Source organism: Streptomyces sp. NPDC058632 (assembly GCF_042717095.1).
Lineage (GTDB): Bacteria > Actinomycetota > Actinomycetes > Streptomycetales > Streptomycetaceae > Streptomyces.
Genome location: NZ_JBHXQZ010000081.1, coordinates 1 through 17,816, shown reverse-complemented (window position 1 = coordinate 17,816; position 17,816 = coordinate 1). Strand labels below are relative to the sequence as shown.

The 17,816-nt window shown below is 71.5% G+C and carries 22 protein-coding genes and 1 pseudogene; 6 read left to right on the top strand and 17 right to left on the bottom strand.

Annotation, left to right across the window (positions count from 1 at the left end; translation table 11 throughout):
* Nucleotides 1–52 precede the first annotated feature (52 nt).
* A complete protein-coding gene (locus ACFWVE_RS26510; protein WP_384018780.1) occupies nt 53–436 on the bottom strand; it encodes a DUF3618 domain-containing protein in 384 nt (127 codons plus the stop codon).
* Nucleotides 433–867, bottom strand: coding sequence for a phage holin family protein (locus tag ACFWVE_RS26505; RefSeq protein WP_384018825.1), 435 nt, complete (start codon nt 865–867; stop codon nt 433–435). Before ACFWVE_RS26505 ends, ACFWVE_RS26510 begins: the two co-directional genes overlap by 4 nt.
* 230 nt (nt 868–1,097) lie before the next feature.
* Between ACFWVE_RS26505 and dapA the strand changes: the two genes are divergently transcribed.
* Nucleotides 1,098–2,012, top strand: a complete 915-nt coding sequence (gene dapA / locus ACFWVE_RS26500; protein WP_384018776.1) for a 4-hydroxy-tetrahydrodipicolinate synthase — start codon at nt 1,098–1,100, stop codon at nt 2,010–2,012.
* A 30-nt stretch (nt 2,013–2,042) separates the two neighbouring features.
* On the opposite strand, the gene ACFWVE_RS26495 is transcribed toward dapA, so the two are convergent.
* The gene (locus ACFWVE_RS26495; protein ID WP_384018773.1) at nt 2,043–2,528 is read right to left on the bottom strand and encodes a carboxymuconolactone decarboxylase family protein; all 486 of its coding nucleotides are present in this window, start codon (nt 2,526–2,528) and stop codon (nt 2,043–2,045) included.
* A 137-nt stretch (nt 2,529–2,665) separates the two neighbouring features.
* On the opposite strand from ACFWVE_RS26495, the gene ACFWVE_RS26490 reads away from it, so the two are divergent.
* Complete coding sequence (locus tag ACFWVE_RS26490; protein WP_384018771.1) at nt 2,666–3,628, top strand: RNA polymerase sigma-70 factor; 963 nt, start codon at nt 2,666–2,668, stop codon at nt 3,626–3,628.
* 68 nt (nt 3,629–3,696) lie between these two features.
* On the opposite strand, the gene dapD is transcribed toward ACFWVE_RS26490, so the two are convergent.
* The 11 genes from dapD to ACFWVE_RS26435 form a co-directional block, all read right to left on the bottom strand.
* Nucleotides 3,697–4,686 carry a 2,3,4,5-tetrahydropyridine-2,6-dicarboxylate N-succinyltransferase gene (gene dapD / locus ACFWVE_RS26485; protein WP_384018768.1) on the bottom strand — a complete coding sequence of 330 codons (990 nt, stop codon included), beginning with the start codon at nt 4,684–4,686 and terminating at the stop codon, nt 3,697–3,699.
* 121 nt (nt 4,687–4,807) lie between these two features.
* A complete protein-coding gene (locus tag ACFWVE_RS26480; protein WP_384018765.1) occupies nt 4,808–5,350 on the bottom strand; it encodes a TetR/AcrR family transcriptional regulator in 543 nt (180 codons plus the stop codon).
* The gene (locus ACFWVE_RS26475; protein ID WP_384018762.1) at nt 5,350–5,670 is read right to left on the bottom strand and encodes a DMT family transporter; all 321 of its coding nucleotides are present in this window, start codon (nt 5,668–5,670) and stop codon (nt 5,350–5,352) included. The genes ACFWVE_RS26480 and ACFWVE_RS26475 overlap by 1 nt, the downstream gene beginning before the upstream one ends.
* 129 nt (nt 5,671–5,799) lie before the next feature.
* Entirely contained in the window at nt 5,800–6,132 is a 333-nt protein-coding gene (locus ACFWVE_RS26470) for a metal-sulfur cluster assembly factor (protein WP_384018759.1), read from the bottom strand.
* Nucleotides 6,129–6,593 carry a Fe-S cluster assembly sulfur transfer protein SufU gene (gene sufU / locus ACFWVE_RS26465; protein WP_384018756.1) on the bottom strand — a complete coding sequence of 155 codons (465 nt, stop codon included), beginning with the start codon at nt 6,591–6,593 and terminating at the stop codon, nt 6,129–6,131. The genes ACFWVE_RS26470 and sufU overlap by 4 nt, the downstream gene beginning before the upstream one ends.
* A gap of 14 nt (nt 6,594–6,607) precedes the next feature.
* Nucleotides 6,608–7,879 (bottom strand): cysteine desulfurase, encoded by a 1,272-nt coding sequence (locus tag ACFWVE_RS26460; RefSeq protein ID WP_384018753.1) that lies wholly within the window; start codon nt 7,877–7,879, stop codon nt 6,608–6,610.
* Nucleotides 7,876–8,640, bottom strand: a complete 765-nt coding sequence (gene sufC, locus ACFWVE_RS26455; RefSeq protein WP_384018750.1) for a Fe-S cluster assembly ATPase SufC — start codon at nt 8,638–8,640, stop codon at nt 7,876–7,878. Before sufC ends, ACFWVE_RS26460 begins: the two co-directional genes overlap by 4 nt.
* Before the next feature lie 7 nt (nt 8,641–8,647).
* Nucleotides 8,648–8,965, bottom strand: a complete 318-nt coding sequence (locus ACFWVE_RS26450) for a non-heme iron oxygenase ferredoxin subunit (RefSeq protein ID WP_042166271.1) — start codon at nt 8,963–8,965, stop codon at nt 8,648–8,650.
* Nucleotides 8,962–10,146: a Fe-S cluster assembly protein SufD gene (gene sufD / locus ACFWVE_RS26445; RefSeq protein WP_384018746.1), complete on the bottom strand. Its 1,185-nt coding sequence runs from the start codon at nt 10,144–10,146 to the stop codon at nt 8,962–8,964. The genes ACFWVE_RS26450 and sufD overlap by 4 nt, the downstream gene beginning before the upstream one ends.
* A 114-nt stretch (nt 10,147–10,260) precedes the next feature.
* Nucleotides 10,261–11,682 (bottom strand): Fe-S cluster assembly protein SufB, encoded by a 1,422-nt coding sequence (sufB, locus tag ACFWVE_RS26440; protein WP_384018744.1) that lies wholly within the window; start codon nt 11,680–11,682, stop codon nt 10,261–10,263.
* Nucleotides 11,679–12,521, bottom strand: a complete 843-nt coding sequence (locus ACFWVE_RS26435; RefSeq protein WP_384018741.1) for a helix-turn-helix transcriptional regulator — start codon at nt 12,519–12,521, stop codon at nt 11,679–11,681. Before ACFWVE_RS26435 ends, sufB begins: the two co-directional genes overlap by 4 nt.
* Before the next feature lie 171 nt (nt 12,522–12,692).
* On the opposite strand from ACFWVE_RS26435, the gene ACFWVE_RS26430 reads away from it, so the two are divergent.
* From ACFWVE_RS26430 to ACFWVE_RS26415, 4 genes are all read left to right on the top strand, one after another.
* Nucleotides 12,693–13,544, top strand: a complete 852-nt coding sequence (locus ACFWVE_RS26430; protein ID WP_384018738.1) for an aminoglycoside N(3)-acetyltransferase — start codon at nt 12,693–12,695, stop codon at nt 13,542–13,544.
* A gap of 3 nt (nt 13,545–13,547) precedes the next feature.
* On the top strand, nt 13,548–14,471 hold the full coding sequence (locus tag ACFWVE_RS26425) for an ABC transporter ATP-binding protein (protein ID WP_384018735.1): 924 nt from the start codon (nt 13,548–13,550) through the stop codon (nt 14,469–14,471).
* Nucleotides 14,468–15,268, top strand: a complete 801-nt coding sequence (locus ACFWVE_RS26420; RefSeq protein WP_384018732.1) for an ABC transporter permease — start codon at nt 14,468–14,470, stop codon at nt 15,266–15,268. Before ACFWVE_RS26425 ends, ACFWVE_RS26420 begins: the two co-directional genes overlap by 4 nt.
* Before the next feature lie 79 nt (nt 15,269–15,347).
* Nucleotides 15,348–16,361, top strand: a complete 1,014-nt coding sequence (locus tag ACFWVE_RS26415) for a heme A synthase (RefSeq protein ID WP_384018822.1) — start codon at nt 15,348–15,350, stop codon at nt 16,359–16,361.
* Here ACFWVE_RS26415 and ACFWVE_RS26410 read toward each other — a convergent pair.
* The 3 genes and pseudogenes from ACFWVE_RS26410 to ACFWVE_RS26400 all read right to left on the bottom strand — a co-directional run bounded on the left by ACFWVE_RS26410 (nt 16,316) and on the right by ACFWVE_RS26400 (nt 17,749).
* Nucleotides 16,316–17,068: a nucleotidyltransferase domain-containing protein gene (locus ACFWVE_RS26410; RefSeq protein WP_384018729.1), complete on the bottom strand. Its 753-nt coding sequence runs from the start codon at nt 17,066–17,068 to the stop codon at nt 16,316–16,318. The genes ACFWVE_RS26415 and ACFWVE_RS26410 overlap by 46 nt on opposite strands.
* Before the next feature lie 44 nt (nt 17,069–17,112).
* Nucleotides 17,113–17,350, bottom strand: a pseudogene (locus ACFWVE_RS26405) (amidohydrolase); the annotation flags it as partial.
* An 18-nt stretch (nt 17,351–17,368) separates the two neighbouring features.
* Nucleotides 17,369–17,749, bottom strand: coding sequence for a hypothetical protein (locus ACFWVE_RS26400; RefSeq protein WP_384018726.1), 381 nt, complete (start codon nt 17,747–17,749; stop codon nt 17,369–17,371).
* Nucleotides 17,750–17,816: the final 67 nt, after the last annotated feature.

Genomic DNA, 17,816 nt, shown 5'->3' with positions numbered 1-17,816 from the left:
TACGTTCCCGTCCGGCCGGCCCTCGGCCGTGCCCGCCCGACCCGGTCCGCCGTCAGTGCGCCCCGCGCCGCCGCAGCACCGCCGTCGCCGCCAGTCCGGCCACCGTCCCGCCGGCGACCATCACCGGCCACGGCTTGCGCGTCCCGGCCCGCCGGGCCTGCGTGGCGTTGCTCCGCAGCTGTACGGTCACCGCCCCTGCCTTGTCGCGCAGGTCCTCCACGCGGGCCATCGCGTTCCCCTTGACGTCCATCTTCCCGGCCAACTGCTCCACCGTGTCACCGAGTTCGTGCCGGGTCCGGTCGATCTCCCGCCGCAGCTCGTCCGGCCCCTTGGCCCCGTGGGCGGCATCCTGCTCGGCCCCGGCCTCGATGTGGGCCCCGGAACCGGAACCCGCCGCCCCCGCAGGCTCGTTCACGCCGTTCACGTCCCGCGTCATCGGTGTGCCCTTCCCTTGATCTCCTCCACGTCGGCCTTCACGCTGTCCAGCGCCTGCTCCGGGGCCGCCGGCGTGGCCTTCCGCAGCTGGCCGCGTCCGACCACCGCCAGCACACCCGCGACCAAGAACAGCACGGCCGTGATGATCAGCGCCGCCGCCCACACCGGCAGGACGAGGGAGAGCGCGGCGCCCCCGGTGAAGGCCGCCGCGAGCAGACCCGCATAGGCGAAGGCGCCCGCGCCGCCCAGCATGCCGCCGCCGATTCCGGCCCGGCGGCCCTTCTCGGCCAGCTCCACCTTGGCCAGGGCCACTTCCTGCCGTACCAGCCGGGAGACCTGCTCGGTGGCCTGTCCGACGAGTTCGCCCACGCTGTGCTCGTCACGGCTGTACTCGTCACGGCTGTGGTCATCACGGCTGTGGTCATCACGCATGCGTGTGCCACCGCTGTACTCGCGGCTCTGCTGGTCACGGCCGTGTGTGTCGCGGGCCGGACGGTGCTCGGTGGTTGCGGTCACGGCGTTCCGCCTCCTCTCGGTCGGGACCGTCCGGGTACCCGGACCGCGCGGCTCTTATCCCGAGCCGCTATCGATTACCCATGCTTACCAATAGCAGGTAGCAGATATAAGTGGAGCTACGCGTTGATCGCACCGAGACTACTCCCATGACCACCCCGTCCCCCTCCGCGTCCCCGTCCCCGTCTCCCTTCGGCCGCGCCCTCTGCGCCATGGTCACTCCCTTCACCCCCGCCGGTGCCCTGGACCTGGACGGCGCCGCGCGCCTGGCCGACCACCTGGTGAGCCGCGGCTGCGACGGCCTGGTCCTGTCCGGTACGACGGGAGAGTCCCCGACCACGACGGACGCCGAGAAGTCCGCCCTCGTCACGGCGGTACGGGAGGCCGTGGGCAGCCGCGCCGCGATCGTCGCCGGAGTCGGCACCGCCGACACCGCGCACACCGCCGAACTCGCCCGAGAGGCCGAAAAGGCGGGCGCGGACGGCCTCCTGGTCGTCGCCCCGTACTACAGCCGCCCGCCACAGGACGCGATCGAGGCCCACTTCCGCGAGATCGCGGACGTCACCGGCCTCCCCCTGGTCCTGTACGACATCCCGGCCCGCACGGGCACCCGCATCGAACCCGACACGATGCTGCGGCTCGCCGAGCACCCCCGGATCGTCGCGGTGAAGGACTGCTCGTACGACTTCCTGGCCGCCCAGAAGGTCCTCGCCCGCACGGACCTCGCCTACTACGCGGGCTGCGACGAGCACATCCTGGCCCTGTACGCGGTCGGCGGCGCCGGTTACGCCAGTACGGTCGCGAACGTGGTCCCGGACCACCTGCGCGCCGTCCTGGACGCCTTCGACGCGGGCGACACGGCCCGCGCGGCGGATCTCCAGCGGCGGGCGAGCGCCCTCATCGAGGCGTTGATGGCGAACGGCCTGCCCGGCACGGTCACCACGAAGGCCCTCCTCACCGCCCTCGGCCTGCCGGCGGGCCCGGTCCGCCGGCCCCTGAGGCCGGCGGACCGGAAGACGACCGACAGTCTCAGGTCGCTCCACGAGAACCTCACGGCGGGCTGACCGTCACCGCTCGCCGCGCGCTCCCGCCTCTCAGTCGAGGACGTGGGCGGCCATGCCCGGCTCGTACGAGCCCCCCTTCTGGTGCACGATCACGGCGAGCCGGTTGGCCGCGTTGATCAGCGCGACCAGGGCGACCAGCGCCGCGGTCCGATCGTCGTCGTAGTGCTCGCGCACCCGGGCCCAGGTCTCGTCGGACACTCCGTGGTGGGCGTCGCCGAGCCGGGTGCCCTCCTCGGCGAGGGCCAGCGCGGCCTGCTCGGCCTCGGTGAACACGGTGGACTCGCGCCAGGCGGCCACCAGGTTGAGCCGGACCGCGGTCTCACCGGCGGCAGCGGCCTCCTTGGTGTGCACGTCGACGCAGTGGCCGCAGCCGTTGATCTGGCTGGCGCGCAGCGACACCAGCTCCTGCGTGGACCGGGGCAGCGGCGACTGCTGGATCACCAGGCCGGCGGCGGCGAACCGCTTGGCGAACTTGAGGGCGATCTCGTTGGCGAACAGATCGAATCGGGCATCCATGATGGCGTCCTCACTCGTGGTGTTGCATCGGACGAACACGAGATGCCGACCGCCGGCTTCGTGTGACGGAACCGCTGTGTGACACAGCCCATGGCAGAGGGGTGTCACAGATCCGCGGGGACCGGTGTCCTGTGCGCATGACACAGTCGGAAGCGAAGGAGCGTCCGGTGAAGAGCGAACGAAGCGAGTCCACGGCCGGGCGCCCCGCGGGCGACGCGGGAACGGATGCCGCCACCGAGGCGTTCGTCGACCACCGCAGTCTCCTGTTCACGGTCGCCTACGAGATGCTGGGCTCGGCCGCCGACGCGGAGGACGTACTGCAGGAGACCTGGCTGCGGTGGGCGGGGGTCGATCTCGGCACGGTGCGGGACCGGCGGGCGTACCTGGTCCGGATCACCACGCGCCAGGCGCTGAACCGGGTGCGCACGCTCGGCCGCCGCAAGGAGTCCTATGTGGGCTCGTGGCTGCCCGAGCCGCTGCTCACCGCGCCCGACGTGGCCGAGGACGTCGAACTGGCCGACAGCGTCTCGACGGCGATGATGCTGGTGCTGGAGACGCTCACGCCGACGGAGCGGGCGGTGTTCGTGCTGCGCGAGGTGTTCGCCCTGGAGTACGACGAGATCGCGGAGGCCGTCGACCGGAAACCGGCCGCGGTCCGCCAGATCGCGCACCGCGCACGCGCCCACGTGGCGGCACGCCGGCCGCGCGAACACGTGTCGCCGACGGACTCCCGGAAGGCGCTCGACGCGTTCCGTCAGGCGGTCGAGACGGGAGACCTCCAGAACCTGCTCGACATCCTCGCGCCGGACGTCGTCCTGCTGGGCGACGGCGGCGGAGTCAGGCAGGCCGTCCTGCGGCCCGTCGTCGGGGCCGACAAGGTGGCCCGCCTGCTGGCCGCGGGCCTGGGCAGGATCCCCGCCGGTTCGTCGTTCCTGCCGGCCCAGGTCAACGGCCGCCCGGCACTGCTCCTGCGGGTCGACGGGGAACTCGACACCGTCCTGACGGTCCACGTCGAGGGCGGCCTCGTCACCGGTCTCTACGCCGTACGCAACCCGGAGAAGCTCTCCCACATGCGCCGGGAAACGGTCCTGAGCCGCTGAGGCGAAGACCCGCGCCGACTGCCGCGCCCAGGTGTGGTGACCGCACCCGGGCGCACGGGGACGACCCGTCAGTTGTGGCTGTGCAGGACGTCGTTCAGGCCGCCCCAGACCGCGTTGTTCGGGCGGGCCTCGACCGCGCCGCTGATCGAGTTGCGGCGGAAGAGGATGTGGGAGGCGCCGGACAGCGCGCGGGCCTTGACGACCTCGCCGTCGGGCATGGTCACGCGGGTGCCCGCGGTGACGTAGAGGCCGGCCTCGACGACGCACTCGTCGCCGAGCGCGATGCCGACGCCCGCCTCCGCGCCGACCAGGCAGCGCTCGCCGATGGAGATGATCACGCTGCCGCCGCCGGACAGCGTGCCCATGGTGGAGGCGCCGCCGCCGATGTCCGAGCCGTCGCCGACGACGACGCCCGCGGAGATGCGGCCCTCGACCATGGAGGTGCCGAGCGTGCCCGCGTTGAAGTTGACGAAGCCCTCGTGCATGACCGTGGTGCCCGCGGCGAGGTGGGCGCCCAGGCGGACCCGGTCCGCGTCGGCGATGCGGACGCCCTTGGGGACGACGTAGTCCGTCATCCGGGGGAACTTGTCGATGGACGTGACGGCCAGGTGCAGGCCCTCGGCACGGGCGTTGAGCCGCACCTTCTCGACGTCGTCCACGGCGACGGGACCGAGCGAGGTCCAGGCGACGTTCGCGAGGAAGCCGAACATGCCCTCCAGGTTCTGGCCGTGCGGCTTGACCAGACGGTGCGAGAGCAGGTGGAGGCGCAGGTAGACGTCGTGCGCGTCGGTCGGCTTCTCGTCGAGCGAGGAGATGACCGTACGGACCGCGACCACTTCGACGCCCCGGCGCGCGTCCGGTCCGATCGCCGCGGTCGCGCCGGCGCCGAGCAGGTCGGCGGCGCGCTCGGCGGACAGCCGCTCGGTGCCGGACGGGCCGGGCGCGTCGGAGAGTTCGGGGGCGGGGAACCAGGTGTCGAGGACGGTTCCGTCGGCGGCGAGGGTGGCGAGGCCGGCGGCCACCGCGCCGGTGGTGCTCTGAGCAGTCGAGTCGGTCATGAGGGCAACCTAACCGGCCCGGGCCCGGCGATGCGAACCGGTGCCCCGCCGTCTCGGGTACCGGGCGGACCGTCCCGGGAGCGGAGAGCACCCCGGGTCGGAGCAGCGCGCCGACGCCCCGTCAGCCCCCGGGAACGATCCGCCCGAACATCTCCCGTGCGTACGCCTCGTCGTACGGCGTTCCGGTCAGCAGGGTCTGGAGGCCGATGCCGTCCATCAGGGCGACCAGGGCCCGGGCGGTGACCGGGTCGGTGCGGCGGGACAGCAGGCCGGTGACGTCCTCGCACCACTCGGCCGCGACGGGGCGCAGGGCGGGGCGGCGCAGGGCGGCCAGGTACAGCTCGTACTCCAGCTCGACGCCGGTGCGTTCGCCCGCGAGCCATTCCCCGAGCAGGCCGGCGAGTCCGGCCGCCAGGTCGGTGCGCGGGTCCTCCAGGGCGCCGCGTGCGGCGACGGCCTTGGCGAAGCCCTCGTTCGCCTGGCGCAGCGCGGCCACCAGCAGCTCGTCGAGGGTCTTGAAGTGGTACGTCGTGGAGCCGAGCGGCACATCGGCCTCGGCGGCGACGGTGCGGTGGCTGAGCCCCGCGATGCCGCTCCTGCCGACGACGCGGATCGCCGCGTCGATGATCCGCCGGCGCCGCTCGGGGTCGTACCGCCGGGCCATCAGTGCGCGCCGCCGAGGTTGAGCACGACCACGCCCACGATGATCAGCGCGATGCCGGCGGCCTTGACGACGGTCAGCCCTTCCCCCATGAACATGACGCCGATCGCGGCGATGGCGGCCGTGCCCACCCCCGCCCAGATGGCGTACGCGGTGCCGATGGAGAGGGTGCGCAGCGTCTGCGCGAGCAGGGTGAAGGAGACCACGTAGCCGAGCAGGGTCAGCAGCGAGGGCCAGAGTCTGCTGAAGCCGTCGCTGTACTTCATGGCGGTGGTGGCGCCCACCTCCGCGGCGATCGCCCCGGCGAGCAGCAGGTATCCCATGTGTACGAGCGTACACAACGGTCCGGCGCCCCGGTGCGGAACGCGTATGCGCGATCCCGCATACGCGGAACGGCGACACCCGTGCGGGGTGTCGCCGTTCCGCGGGAAAACCGGTGCCGGACGGACGTCTCAGACGTTGAAGCCGAGCGCCCTCAGCTGGTCGCGGCCGTCGTCCGTGATCTTGTCGGGGCCCCACGGCGGCATCCAGACCCAGTTGATGCGCAGCTCGCTGACCAGGCCTTCGGTGGCGGACTTGGCCTGGTCCTCGATGACGTCGGTCAGCGGACAGGCCGCGGACGTCAGGGTCATGTCGACGGTCGCCACATTGGAGTCGTCGACGTGGACGCCGTAGATCAGGCCCAGGTTGACGACGTCGATGCCCAGTTCGGGGTCGACGACGTCCATCAGGGCCTCGCGGAGCTCCTCCTCCGAGGCCGGCTTCATCTCCACGGTCTCGCTCATGCCGTTGTCCTTTCGGCGTCGGAGCCCAGGGCCTGGGCTGTCGCGTCCTTCCACGCCATCCAGCTCAGGAGGGCGCACTTGACGCGGGCGGGGTACTTGGACACCCCGGCGAACGCGACCGCGTCCTCCAGGGTCTCCTCCATCGCGTCGTCCGGCTCGATCTTGCCCTTGGACTGCATCAGCTCCAGGAAGGTCTCCTGGATCCGCTGCGCCGTGGCGAGGTCCTTGCCGACCAGCAGGTCGTTCAGCACGGAGGCGGAAGCCTGGCTGATGGAGCAGCCCTGCCCCTCGTACGAGACGTCGCTGATCGTCGTGCCGTCGTACTTCACCCGCAGCGTGATCTCGTCGCCGCACGTCGGGTTGACGTGGTGCACCTCGGCGTCGCCGTCCCGCAAGCCCCGCCCGTGCGGGTTCTTGTAGTGGTCCAGGATGACTTCCTGGTACATCGAATCAAGCTTCACGCCCAGCCAGCCCCTCAGCCGAAGAAGTTCCGTACGTGCTCCAGGCCGTCGACCAGTGCGTCGATCTCGGCCGGTGTGGAGTACAGATAGAACGACGCTCGCGTGGTCGCCGGAATTCCGTACCGCAGGCAGACCGGCCGCGCGCAGTGGTGGCCGACCCGGACCGCGATGCCCAGCTCGTCGAGGACCTGGCCCACGTCGTGCGGGTGGATGTCGCCCAGCGCGAACGAGATCGTGGCGCCGCGGTTCTCGGCCGTGTCGGGGCCGATGATGCGCAGGTCCGGAACCTCGGCCAGCCGCTTGACGGCGTACTCGGTGAGCGCGTGCTCGTGAGCGAGGATCTTGTCCATGCCGATGGCCGACAGGTAGTCGATCGCGGCACCGAGACCGACCGCCTGGGCGATCGGCGGGGTGCCCGCCTCGAACTTGTGCGGGGCCGGCGCGTAGGTCGACGAGCTCATCGACACGGTCTCGATCATCTCGCCGCCGCCGAGGAACGGCGGCAGGTCCTCGAGCAGCTCCTGGCGGCCCCACAGGACGCCGATGCCGGTCGGGCCGCACATCTTGTGGCCGGTGAAGGCCACGAAGTCGGCCTGGAGGGCCTGGACGTCCACCGGCATGTGCGGGGCGGCCTGGGAGGCGTCGACGCACACCAGGGCGCCGACCTCCTGGGCGCGGCGCACGATCGCCTCGACCGGGTTGACCGTGCCCAGGATGTTGGACACCAGCACGAAGGAGACGATCTTCGTCTTCTCGGTGATGACCTCGTCGATGTTGGACAGGTCGAGGCGGCCGTCGTCGGTGAGGCCGAACCACTTCAGCTTCGCACCGGTGCGCTGCGCGAGCAGCTGCCACGGCACGATGTTGGAGTGGTGCTCCATCTCCGTGATGACGATCTCGGTCTCGTGGTCCACCCGGTAGGGCTCGTCGGCCCAGCCCAGCATGTTCGCCACGAGGTTGAGCGACTCCGAGGCGTTCTTCGTGAAGATCACCTCGTTGCGTGAGGGCGCGTTGACGAACTCCGCGACCTTGTCGCGCGCGCCCTCGTACAGCGCCGTGGCCTCCTCGGCGAGCACATGCACACCGCGGTGGACGTTGGCGTTGTAGCGCTCGTAGTACTCACTGAGCGCGTCCAGCACCTGACGCGGCTTCTGGCTGGTCGCCGCGTTGTCCAGGTAGACCAGCTTCCGGCCGTCGTGGACCTGGCGGTCCAGGATGGGGAAGTCGCCTCGGACGGCCTCGTCAAGGAGCCTGGGCTCGGTGAGGAGGCCCGGCAGCTGTGTCACTCGGATGCGCCACCCTTCGCGTATGCCTCGTAGCCCTCGTTCTCCAGCTTGTCGGCGAGCTCGGCTCCGCCGGACTCGGCGATCCGCCCGTCGGCGAACACGTGGACGTGGTCGGGCTTGATGTAGCGCAGGATGCGCGTGTAGTGCGTGATCAGCAGGGTGCCGACCTCACCGGACTCGCGGACGCGGTTGACGCCCTCGGAGACGATGCGCAGCGCGTCGACGTCCAGGCCGGAGTCGGTCTCGTCGAGGATCGCGACCTTCGGCTTGAGGAGCTCCAGCTGGAGGATCTCGTGACGCTTCTTCTCACCGCCGGAGAAGCCCTCGTTGACGTTGCGCTCGGCGAAGGCGGGGTCCATGTGGAGGCGCTCCATGGTCTCCTTGACCTCCTTCACCCAGGTGCGCAGCTTGGGGGCCTCGCCGCGGATGGCGGTGGCGGAGGTGCGCAGGAAGTTGGAGACGGAGACACCGGGGACCTCGACCGGGTACTGCATGGCGAGGAACAGGCCGGCGCGGGCGCGCTCGTCGACGGACATCTCCAGGACGTCCTCGCCGTCGAGGGTGACGCTGCCGCCGGAGACGGTGTACTTGGGGTGACCGGCCAGGGCGTAGGCGAGGGTCGACTTGCCGGAGCCGTTGGGGCCCATGATGGCGTGCGTCTCGCCCTGCTTCACGGTGAGGTCGACGCCCTTGAGGATTTCCTTCGTGGCGTTGTCGGCCTCGACGGTGACGTGCAGGTCTCGGATTTCAAGCGTTGCCATGGATGCCTCAGGACTCCTGGGTGAGGGAGACGAGCACGTCGTCCCCTTCGATCTTTACGGGGTATACGGGGACGGGGCGCGTGGCCGGAAGGCTGTCGGGCTTGCCCGAGCGGAGGTCGAAGCGCGAGCCGTGCAGCCAGCACTCGATGTGGCAGTCGTCGACCTCGCCCTCCGAGAGGGAGACGTTCGCGTGCGAACAGATGTCGTTGATCGCGAACACCTCGCCCCCGGTGTGCACGAGGGAGACCGGCGTGCCGTCGAGTTCCACCCGCTTCGGGGTGTCCTCCTCCAGCTCGCTCAGCCCGCAGGCGCGTTGGAAGGTCATCCGACCGAAGCCTCCAGCTCCTCCTCGATCTTGGCGATCAGACGCTCCTCGATGTCCGGGACGCCGATCTGCTGGACGAGTTCGGCGAAGAAGCCGCGGACGACCAGACGGCGGGCGTCCTGCTCGGCGATGCCGCGGGCCATCAGGTAGAAGAGCTGCTCGTCGTCGAAGCGGCCGGTCGCGGAGGCGTGGCCGGCGCCGACGATCTCGCCGGTCTCGATCTCCAGGTTGGGCACGGAGTCGACACGGGCGCCGTCGGTGAGGACGAGGTTGCGGTTCATCTCGTAGGTGTCGGTGCCCTCGGCCCTGGCCTCGATGAGCACGTCGCCGATCCACACGGCGTGCGCGTCGTCGCCCTGCAGCGCGCCCTTGTAGACGACGTTGGACTTGCAGTGCGGGACGTTGTGGTCGACCAGGAGGCGGTGTTCCTGGTGCTGGCCGGCGTCGGTGAAGTACAGGCCGAACAGCTCGGCCTCGCCGCCGGTGCCCGCGTAGGCGACCCGCGGGTGCAGCCGGACCAGGTCGCCGCCCAAGGTGACGACGACCGACTTGAAGGAGGCGTCGCGGCCGACGAGGGCGTTGTGCTGGGCGACGTGCACGGCCTTGTCGTCCCAGTCCTGGACGGAGACGACGGTGAGCTTGGCTCCGTCGCCGAGGACGTACTCGACGTTGGCGGCGAGCACCGCGTCACCGGTGTGGTCGATGACGACGACCGCCTCGGCGAAGGCGCCGAGCTCGATCACCTGGTGGCTGTAGGCGGTGCCGCCGTCACCGTGCACCGCGATGCGGATCGGCTCGGTGAGCACGGTCTCCTTCGGCACGGTCACGACCGAGGCCTGCGCGAAGGCGCTGTACGCCTGGGCGGCGACGCGGTCCACCGGCTTGCCGGCCCGGCCGAGCCGCGCGTCGTCACGGCCGACGGCCTCGACGCGGACGCCCTCGGGCGCCTCGACGGCGATCTTGACGCCTTCGTCGGTGGCGACGGCGGTGCCGTCGTGCAGACCGCGCAGGCGCTCCAGCGGGGTGAACCGCCATTCCTCCTCGCGGCCGTGCGGGACCGGGAAGGACGCCACGTCGAAGGACGGGGGCGCGCTCATACGGGTGGCGACGGTCGACTCCGCGGCCACCGCGATCGAGCCGGCGGTGGTGGAGCCCACCGGGAGATTCTGAGCCTCAGCCATGGCTGTCCTAGTGCTCTCTTTCTGAGTAAGACGTGTGCTGTCCGACGGGGCGGGCCGAGCCGGCCCGCCCACGGGCGGGCCGGGTCGACCGGCCTACGGGGGCGGGACGGCGGGTCAGCCGACCGCGCCTTCCATCTGCAGCTCGATCAGCCGGTTGAGCTCCAGCGCGTACTCCATCGGCAGCTCCTTGGCGATCGGCTCGACGAAGCCGCGGACGATCATCGCCATCGCCTCGAACTCGGACAGACCGCGGCTCATCAGGTAGAAGAGCTGGTCCTCGGAGACCTTGGAGACGGTCGCCTCGTGGCCCATCGACACGTCGTCCTCGCGGACGTCGACGTAGGGGTAGGTGTCCGAGCGGGAGATGGTGTCCACGAGCAGCGCGTCGCACAGCACGTTGGACTTGGAGCCGGGGGCGCCCTCACCGATCTCGATCAGACCGCGGTAGGAGGTGCGGCCGCCACCGCGCGCCACCGACTTGGAGACGATGTTCGACGAGGTGTTCGGGGCCATGTGGACCATCTTGGCGCCGGCGTCCTGGTGCTGGCCCTCGCCGGCGAAGGCGATGGACAGGGTCTCGCCCTTGGCGTGCTCGCCCATGAGGTAGACGGCCGGGTACTTCATCGTCACCTTGGAGCCGATGTTGCCGTCGACCCACTCCATGGTCGCGCCCTCGTAGGCGACGGCGCGCTTGGTGACCAGGTTGTAGACGTTGTTCGACCAGTTCTGGATGGTCGTGTAGCGGCAGCGGCCGCCCTTCTTGACGATGATCTCGACGACGGCGCTGTGCAGCGAGTCCGAGGTGTAGATCGGGGCTGTGCAGCCCTCGACGTAGTGGACGTAGGCGTCCTCGTCGACGATGATCAGCGTCCGCTCGAACTGGCCCATGTTCTCGGTGTTGATCCGGAAGTAGGCCTGGAGCGGGATGTCCACGCGGACGCCCTTGGGGACGTAGATGAACGACCCGCCGGACCACACGGCCGAGTTCAGCGACGCGAACTTGTTGTCGCCGACCGGGATGACGGTGCCGAAGTACTCCTGGAAGAGCTCCGGGTGCTCCTTCAGCGCGGTGTCCGTGTCGAGGAAGATGACGCCCTGCTCCTCCAGGTCCTCGCGGATCTGGTGGTAGACGACCTCGGACTCGTACTGCGCGGCGACACCGGCGACCAGGCGCTGCTTCTCCGCCTCGGGGATGCCGAGCCGGTCGTAGGTGTTCTTGATGTCCTCGGGCAGGTCCTCCCAGGAGGCGGCCTGCTGCTCGGTGGAGCGCACGAAGTACTTGATGTTGTCGAAGTCGATGCCCGACAGGTCCGAGCCCCAGTTGGGCATGGGCTTCTTGTCGAACAGGCGCAGGCCCTTGAGCCGCAGCTTCAGCATCCACTCCGGCTCGTTCTTCTTCGCGGAGATGTCACGGACGACGTTCTCGTTCAGACCGCGCTTGGCCGCGGCGCCTGCCGCGTCGGAGTCGGCCCAGCCGAATTCGTACGTACCCAGGCCCTCGAGTTCGGGGTGGGCAGTCTCCGTGGGGAGAGTCATGCGGGGTTCCTCCCGGCCGTGCTTGCGGATGCGGATTCGTTGTGGATGTGGAGCGAGGTCTTTCCGGCCTTCGCCCCGGAGGCTCTCGGGGGTTTCCCTGGCTTCGGGGGCGGCGGGGCCCCGGCGGCCTCCCTGCCCGCCGGGCCGGTCGGGGCCGTCGAGGACTTCGGGATGAAGGTGGTGCAGACGCCGTCGCCGTGGGCGATGGTGGCGAGCCGCTGGACATGCGTACCGAGCAGCTCGGCGAAGAATTCCGTCTCCGCCTCGCAGAGTTGCGGGAACCGTTCGGCGGCGTGGGCGACCGGGCAGTGATGCTGGCACAGCTGCTCGCCCTGCTGCGGGTGGGGTGCGCTGCGCGCGGTGGCAGAGTACCCGTCCGCGGTGAGCGCCCTGGCCAGGGCGCGGGTCCGCTCCTCGGGGGCGGCCGCCTTCACCGCCGCGCGGTACGCGCCGGCCTGGGCGGCGATCCGGGCGCGCGCGAACGCGGCGATCGCCTCGTCGCCGCCCTCCTGCTCGCCGATCCAGTGCAGGGCGTCGACGGCCAGCTTGTCGTACGACTGGTCGAAGGCGTCCCGCCCGCAGTCGGTGAGGGCGAAGACCTTGGCGGGGCGTCCGCGGGTACGTGCGCCGTAGACCCTGCGCTCGCGTGCCTCCACGATTCCGTCGCCCGCCAGGGCGTCGAGATGCCGGCGGACGGCAGCCTGGGTCAGTCCGAGCCGCTGGGCGAGTTCGGAGACGGTCGAGGGTCCGTGGTCCAGGACGGACCTCGCGACCCGGTTGCGGGTGGACCGCTCACCGGTCGCAAGTTCCTCCTGGGGAGCCTCGCCGACGTTTTTCACAACGCCATTGTTGCGTAATTCATCCGGACCGGGCAAGCGGCGCGTGATTCGCCCGAGGTGCGCTGCATCACTTAGGCAAACCTAAGATGACCTGCGGAAACGATCTCCGACCGATCGGATCGCCGAGGAAACCGGTGGCGGCCCGAGGGCTCTTCCGGGACCCTCCCGAGCATGCCCGCACCCCTTCCGACCGGCCCTCTTGTCACCCGGGACCCCCTCGCCGCCGGGCTCGCGGATCTCGGGGTGCGGCGCGGCGAGACCCTCCTCGTGCACTCCTCACTGAGCTCCCTGGGCCGGGTCAACGGCGGTCCGGTCGCGGCCGTCGGCGCCCTGCTCGACGTGCTGGGCCCGGACGGCACCCTGGTCGTCCCCGCCCAGTCCGGCGACCTCTGCGACCCGGCGCCGTGGAGCGATCCGCCGGTGCCGGAGACCTGGTGGGAGACCATGCGCGCCACCATGCCCGGCTACGACCCGGCGACCGCCCCCACCCGCGGGGCCGGCGTCGTCCCGGAGACGGTCCGGACCCGGCCGGGCGCGCTGCGCAGCGCCCATCCGCAGACCTCGTTCGCCGCGCTCGGCAGGCGTGCGGCGGAGGTCGTCGCGGTGCACGCGCAGGACTGCCGGCCGGGCGAGCACAGTCCGCCGGCGGCGCTGGAGCGGCTGGACGCCCGGGTGCTGCTGCCGGGCACCGGGTACGACACCTGCGCCTGCCTCCACCTCGCGGAGTACCGGATACCGCCCCCGCTCGTGGCGGTGGGCCGTCCCGGCCCGGCGGGCCGGGAGACGCTGCCCGAGGTGCCGATCACCTCCGGGCGCTTCGACGAGCCGGGCCACGACTTCGAGCGGGACCGTCCCGCCGGCCGCCCCGTCCTCCGGGGCACGGTCGGGGCCGCCGGGGTCCGGCTGTTCCCGCTGCCGGACGCGGTGGCGTACACGCGGCGGTGGCTGGAACTGCACCGCCCCCGTACGGAGGAGTTCCGAACCCGCCGGTCCGAGGCCTGCGGCCCGTACCTAGACTCGTGAACCATGCGAAGTGAGCCCGTGGTCCAGGTGCAGGCCCTGGTGAAGCGGTACGGCACGAAGACCGCGGTGGACGGCCTCGACCTGGTGGCACGGCAGGGTGTGACGGCCGTGCTCGGCCCCAACGGGGCGGGCAAGACGACCACGGTGGAGACCTGCGAGGGATACCGGCGCCCCGACTCCGGCACGGTGCGCGTCCTGGGCCTGGACCCGGTGCGGCAGTCGGCCGCGCTCAGGCCCCGCGTCGGCGTGATGCTCCAGTCCGGCGGCGTCTACTCGGGCGCCCGGGCCGACGAGATGCTCCGGCACATGGCGAAGCTGCACGCGCACCCCCTGGACGTGGACGCGCTGATCGAGCGCCTCGGCCTCGGTTCCTGCGGCCGTACGACGTACCGGCGGCTCTCCGGCGGCCAGCAGCAGCGGCTCGCGCTGGCGATGGCCGTGGTCGGACGCCCGGAACTGGTGTTCCTGGACGAGCCGACCGCCGGACTCGACCCGCAGGCCCGCCGCGCCACCTGGGACCTCGTGCGGGACCTGCGCGCCGACGGGGTCTCCGTCATCCTCACCACGCACCACATGGACGAGGCCGAGCAGCTCGCCGACGACGTCGCGATCATCGACGCCGGCCGGGTGGTGGCCCAGGGCAGCCCCGAGCAGCTGTGCCGGGGCGGTGCCGAGAACACCCTGCGCTTCTCGGGCCGGCCGGGGCTGGACGTGGTCTCCCTGCTCAAGGCGCTGCCGTCCGGCTCCCAGGCCGACGAGGTGGCCCCGGGCTCGTACCGGGTGGTCGGCGAGGTGGACCCGCAACTGCTCGCCACCGTCACGTCCTGGTGCGCACAGCACGGCGTGCTGCCGGACCGGATCTCGGTGGAGCGGCACACCCTGGAGGACGTCTTCTTGGAACTGACGGGCAAGGAGCTGCGCTCATGAATCCGGTGAATCCGGCATCCGCCGGGACCCGTGCGGCCGGCGCCTACGCGCCGAAGCCGGGCGCGGCACCGCTCCCCCGCATGATCGCGGCGCAGGCGGCGCTCGAGACGAAGATGCTGCTGCGCAACGGCGAGCAGCTGCTGCTCACCGTGGTCATCCCCACGCTGCTGCTGGTGCTGTTCAGCACGGTGGACATCGTGGACACCGGCGCCGGCGAGGCCGTGGACTTCCTCGCCCCCGGCGTCCTCGCGCTGGCGGTGATGTCGACGGCGTTCACCGGCCAGGCCATCGCCACCGGTTTCGAGCGCCGGTACGGGGTGCTGAAGCGGCTGGCGTCCTCGCCGCTGCCGCGCTGGGCGCTGATGACCGCGAAGACGCTGTCGGTGCTGGTCACCGAGGTGCTCCAGGTCGTCCTGCTGACGGGGATCGCGTTCGCGCTGGGCTGGTCGCCGCAGGGCGGTCCGTTCGCGGTGCTGGTGCTGCTGGTGCTGGGCACGGCCGCCTTCTCGGGGCTCGGTCTGCTGATGGCGGGCACCCTGAAGGCCGAGGCGACGCTCGCCGCCGCCAACCTGGTGTTCCTGCTGCTGCTCGTCGGCGGCGGGGTCGTCGTGCCGCTGGACAACTTCCCGGACGCCGCGCAGAACGTCCTCGGACTGCTGCCCGTCTCGGCGTTGTCCGAGGGCCTTCGGGACGTGCTCCAGGACGGGGCGGGGCTGCCGTGGGGCCAGGTCGCGATCCTCGCCGTGTGGGCGGTCGCGGGGCTGGCGGCGGCGGGCCGGTTCTTCCGCTGGGAGTGAGCGGGCCGACGGGTACCGCCGACCGGGACCCTCGTGAAAGCGTGCACAAGCGGCGCCCTACGATGGTCGCGTGCCAAACCTGACCCGCGCCGACGCCCAGGCGGCCCTGCGCAACCCCCTCGCCTTCATCGCCGCACGCTGGACCCCGGATCCCCGGACGGTCCGGCGGGCGGCCCTCGCCGCGCTCGTCATGTCGGTGGTCATCGTGGTCACCGGCGGTGCCGTGCGGCTGACCGGTTCCGGCCTGGGCTGCCCGACCTGGCCCAAGTGCACCGAGGACTCCATCGCCTCCACGCGCGAGATGGGCGTCCACGGTCTGATCGAGTTCGGCAACCGGCTGCTGACGTACGTGCTGTGCGCCGCCGTCGGCTGGGCGATCGTCGCCGCGCGCTCCCAAAAGCCGTACCGGCGCGGCCTGACCCGGCTGGGCTGGGCGCAGTTCTGGATCGTGATGGGCAACGCGATCCTCGGCGGCATCGTGGTCCTGGTCGGCCTCAACCCGTACACGGTCGCGGCGCACTTCCTGCTCTCCTCGGCACTGATCGCGGTGGCCACCCTGATGTGGCACCGCGTCGGCGAGAGCGACGGGGAGCCCCGGCCGCTGGTCGGCAAGCCGGTGCGGCAGCTGGTGTGGTTCCTGGTGGCGGTCTCCGTGCTGCTGATCGCGGTCGGCACGGTGGTGACCGGCGCGGGCCCGCACGCGGGTGACTCCAGCGAGGTCGAGCGGATGCCGCTGGACTGGGAGACGGTCAGCAAGCTGCACGCCGTGCTGGCGTGGATCGTGGCGACGCTGACGTTCGCCCTGTGGTTCGTCCTCAAGGCGGTCGACGCCCCCAAGGGCCCGCTGGACCGTACCCGCGAACTGTTCCTGATCATCCTCGCGCAGGGCGCGATCGGCTACGTCCAGTACTTCACAGACCTCCCCGAGGTCCTGGTCGGCGCCCACATGTTCGGCTCCTGCGTGATGTGGATCTGGGTGGTACGCGTCCTCCTGTCGCTGCGCGAGCGGCCGGATACGCCGGTGGTCGAGGTGCCGGTGCCGCCCGGTCAGTCGTCCCGCGCCACGAGCGAGTCGATCGCCGGACCCAGGTAGTCCCGGGTCAGCCCGGCCCGGCGCTGGACCCATTTTCCGGTGGTGGGGGCGGGATCGGCCGGCGCGGGATCGTCGTAGCGCCTCCTTCGGATGTCCGCGACGACTTCGCCTGGGGCGCCGAGGCCGGGCAGTACCTCCAGTGCCTCCCGCTTGGAGATCAGACGGCCCTCGCACAGGGTGACCGTGGCACGGGCGAAGGTCAGCAGGCCCAGGTCGACCCATACGTCCTGCGTCCAGTTCGCGGCCCGGTCCACCTCCCGGCGCCAGAAGTCGCGCTGGTCGCGCACCACGAACGCGGCGAGTTCGCCGTCCGGGACCGGCGGCAGCACGTCCGCGGGCTGCACGCCGTGCAGGACCCGCCCGAAGCGGTGCAGCTCGGTCCGGGTGACCGGGGTGACCGTTCGACGGAAAAGCTGCTCGTGCGCCCAGGTCAGGTGGCGCCGCTCGGCGTCTCCCGCCGTGTCCGGCGTCAGGTACGTGCAGTGCAGCCGGTCGGCGAGCGGCTCGCCCCGCAGGCGGGCGTGCAGCAGCGCCACCCGCCACACCGTCCGCGCCGTGACCGGGCGGTCCAGGACGGTGATCAGATCCAGGTCGCTGCGGCCCTCCTGGTAGTCGCCGCCGGCCAGCGAGCCGTGGGCCCAGACTGCGACGGGGGTGAGCGGTGCGAGGCCGGTGAGGAAGCGGTCGAGCAGGGCGTCGGTCGGCATCCGCCCAGTCTTCACGCACCGGTCCGGCCCGTACACCCTGCGCCTCACTCCGGCCCGTACACCCTGCCCGCGTTCTCCGAGGCGATCATCGCGGCCACCCGCTAGCGCGTCGCCGGGCGCCCACGCGCCTTCGGCGACCCAGCCGCCGAGGACCCGGGCGAGGGCCTCTCGGAACAGGCGTGCGCCCACGACGTGCAGTTCGGGCAGCCCTCGGACGCCGCCGGAGAAGAGGATCTTGCCGAAGGGGGCGAGTTCCAGGATCTCCGCGAGGACGGTCGCCGCGCCGCCCGGGGGCGGGGTTCAGCCGTTGGCCGGGCCGCCGAGCTGGAGGCCCGCCATGCGGGTCCATTCGTACGGGCCGGTCCTGACCTTGGCCGCGAACTCGCCGTCGAAGTCGTCGTGGAGGGTGAGGCCCGCCCGCTCGGCCGCCTTCTGGGCGATCGGGTAGGAGTGGGCGACCAGGTCGCCCCAGTCGCCGTCCTCGCCGACCAGCACGATCCGGGCGCCGCGCTGTCCGAGGTACGCGATCTGGCCCTCGGCCCCGCCGTGGGCCGTGGCGAAGCCACTGATCCGCGCGGCGAGCCTGGCCGCCTTCCGGTCGGCCTTGCGCTCGGCCTTCTGTGCGGCCCGCTGCTCGGAGGTCTGCTCGGCCTTCGGGTCCGACTGCTGCGTGTCTGCCATGACCAGGATGCTACCGACGGGTAGATCGAACGGCGACGGGCGGGGTCCGTGGCCTTGGCCCCGGACC

Bases quoted from the DNA above. Each gene is read 5' to 3' on its own strand.
- ACFWVE_RS26510 (WP_384018780.1), bottom strand. From the start codon at position 436: ATGACGCGGGACGTGAACGGCGTGAACGAGCCTGCGGGGGCGGCGGGT.
- ACFWVE_RS26505 (WP_384018825.1), bottom strand. From the start codon at position 867: ATGCGTGATGACCACAGCCGTGATGACCACAGCCGTGACGAGTACAGC.
- dapA (WP_384018776.1), top strand. From the start codon at position 1,098: ATGACCACCCCGTCCCCCTCCGCGTCCCCGTCCCCGTCTCCCTTCGGC.
- ACFWVE_RS26495 (WP_384018773.1), bottom strand. From the start codon at position 2,528: ATGGATGCCCGATTCGATCTGTTCGCCAACGAGATCGCCCTCAAGTTC.
- ACFWVE_RS26490 (WP_384018771.1), top strand. From the start codon at position 2,666: ATGACACAGTCGGAAGCGAAGGAGCGTCCGGTGAAGAGCGAACGAAGC.
- dapD (WP_384018768.1), bottom strand. From the start codon at position 4,686: ATGACCGACTCGACTGCTCAGAGCACCACCGGCGCGGTGGCCGCCGGC.
- ACFWVE_RS26480 (WP_384018765.1), bottom strand. From the start codon at position 5,350: ATGGCCCGGCGGTACGACCCCGAGCGGCGCCGGCGGATCATCGACGCG.
- ACFWVE_RS26475 (WP_384018762.1), bottom strand. From the start codon at position 5,670: ATGGGATACCTGCTGCTCGCCGGGGCGATCGCCGCGGAGGTGGGCGCC.
- ACFWVE_RS26470 (WP_384018759.1), bottom strand. From the start codon at position 6,132: ATGAGCGAGACCGTGGAGATGAAGCCGGCCTCGGAGGAGGAGCTCCGC.
- sufC (WP_384018750.1), bottom strand. From the start codon at position 8,640: ATGGCAACGCTTGAAATCCGAGACCTGCACGTCACCGTCGAGGCCGAC.
- ACFWVE_RS26450 (WP_042166271.1), bottom strand. From the start codon at position 8,965: ATGACCTTCCAACGCGCCTGCGGGCTGAGCGAGCTGGAGGAGGACACC.
- sufD (WP_384018746.1), bottom strand. From the start codon at position 10,146: ATGGCTGAGGCTCAGAATCTCCCGGTGGGCTCCACCACCGCCGGCTCG.
- sufB (WP_384018744.1), bottom strand. From the start codon at position 11,682: ATGACTCTCCCCACGGAGACTGCCCACCCCGAACTCGAGGGCCTGGGT.
- ACFWVE_RS26430 (WP_384018738.1), top strand. From the start codon at position 12,693: ATGCCCGCACCCCTTCCGACCGGCCCTCTTGTCACCCGGGACCCCCTC.
- ACFWVE_RS26425 (WP_384018735.1), top strand. From the start codon at position 13,548: ATGCGAAGTGAGCCCGTGGTCCAGGTGCAGGCCCTGGTGAAGCGGTAC.
- ACFWVE_RS26420 (WP_384018732.1), top strand. From the start codon at position 14,468: ATGAATCCGGTGAATCCGGCATCCGCCGGGACCCGTGCGGCCGGCGCC.
- ACFWVE_RS26410 (WP_384018729.1), bottom strand. From the start codon at position 17,068: ATGCCGACCGACGCCCTGCTCGACCGCTTCCTCACCGGCCTCGCACCG.
- ACFWVE_RS26400 (WP_384018726.1), bottom strand. From the start codon at position 17,749: ATGGCAGACACGCAGCAGTCGGACCCGAAGGCCGAGCAGACCTCCGAG.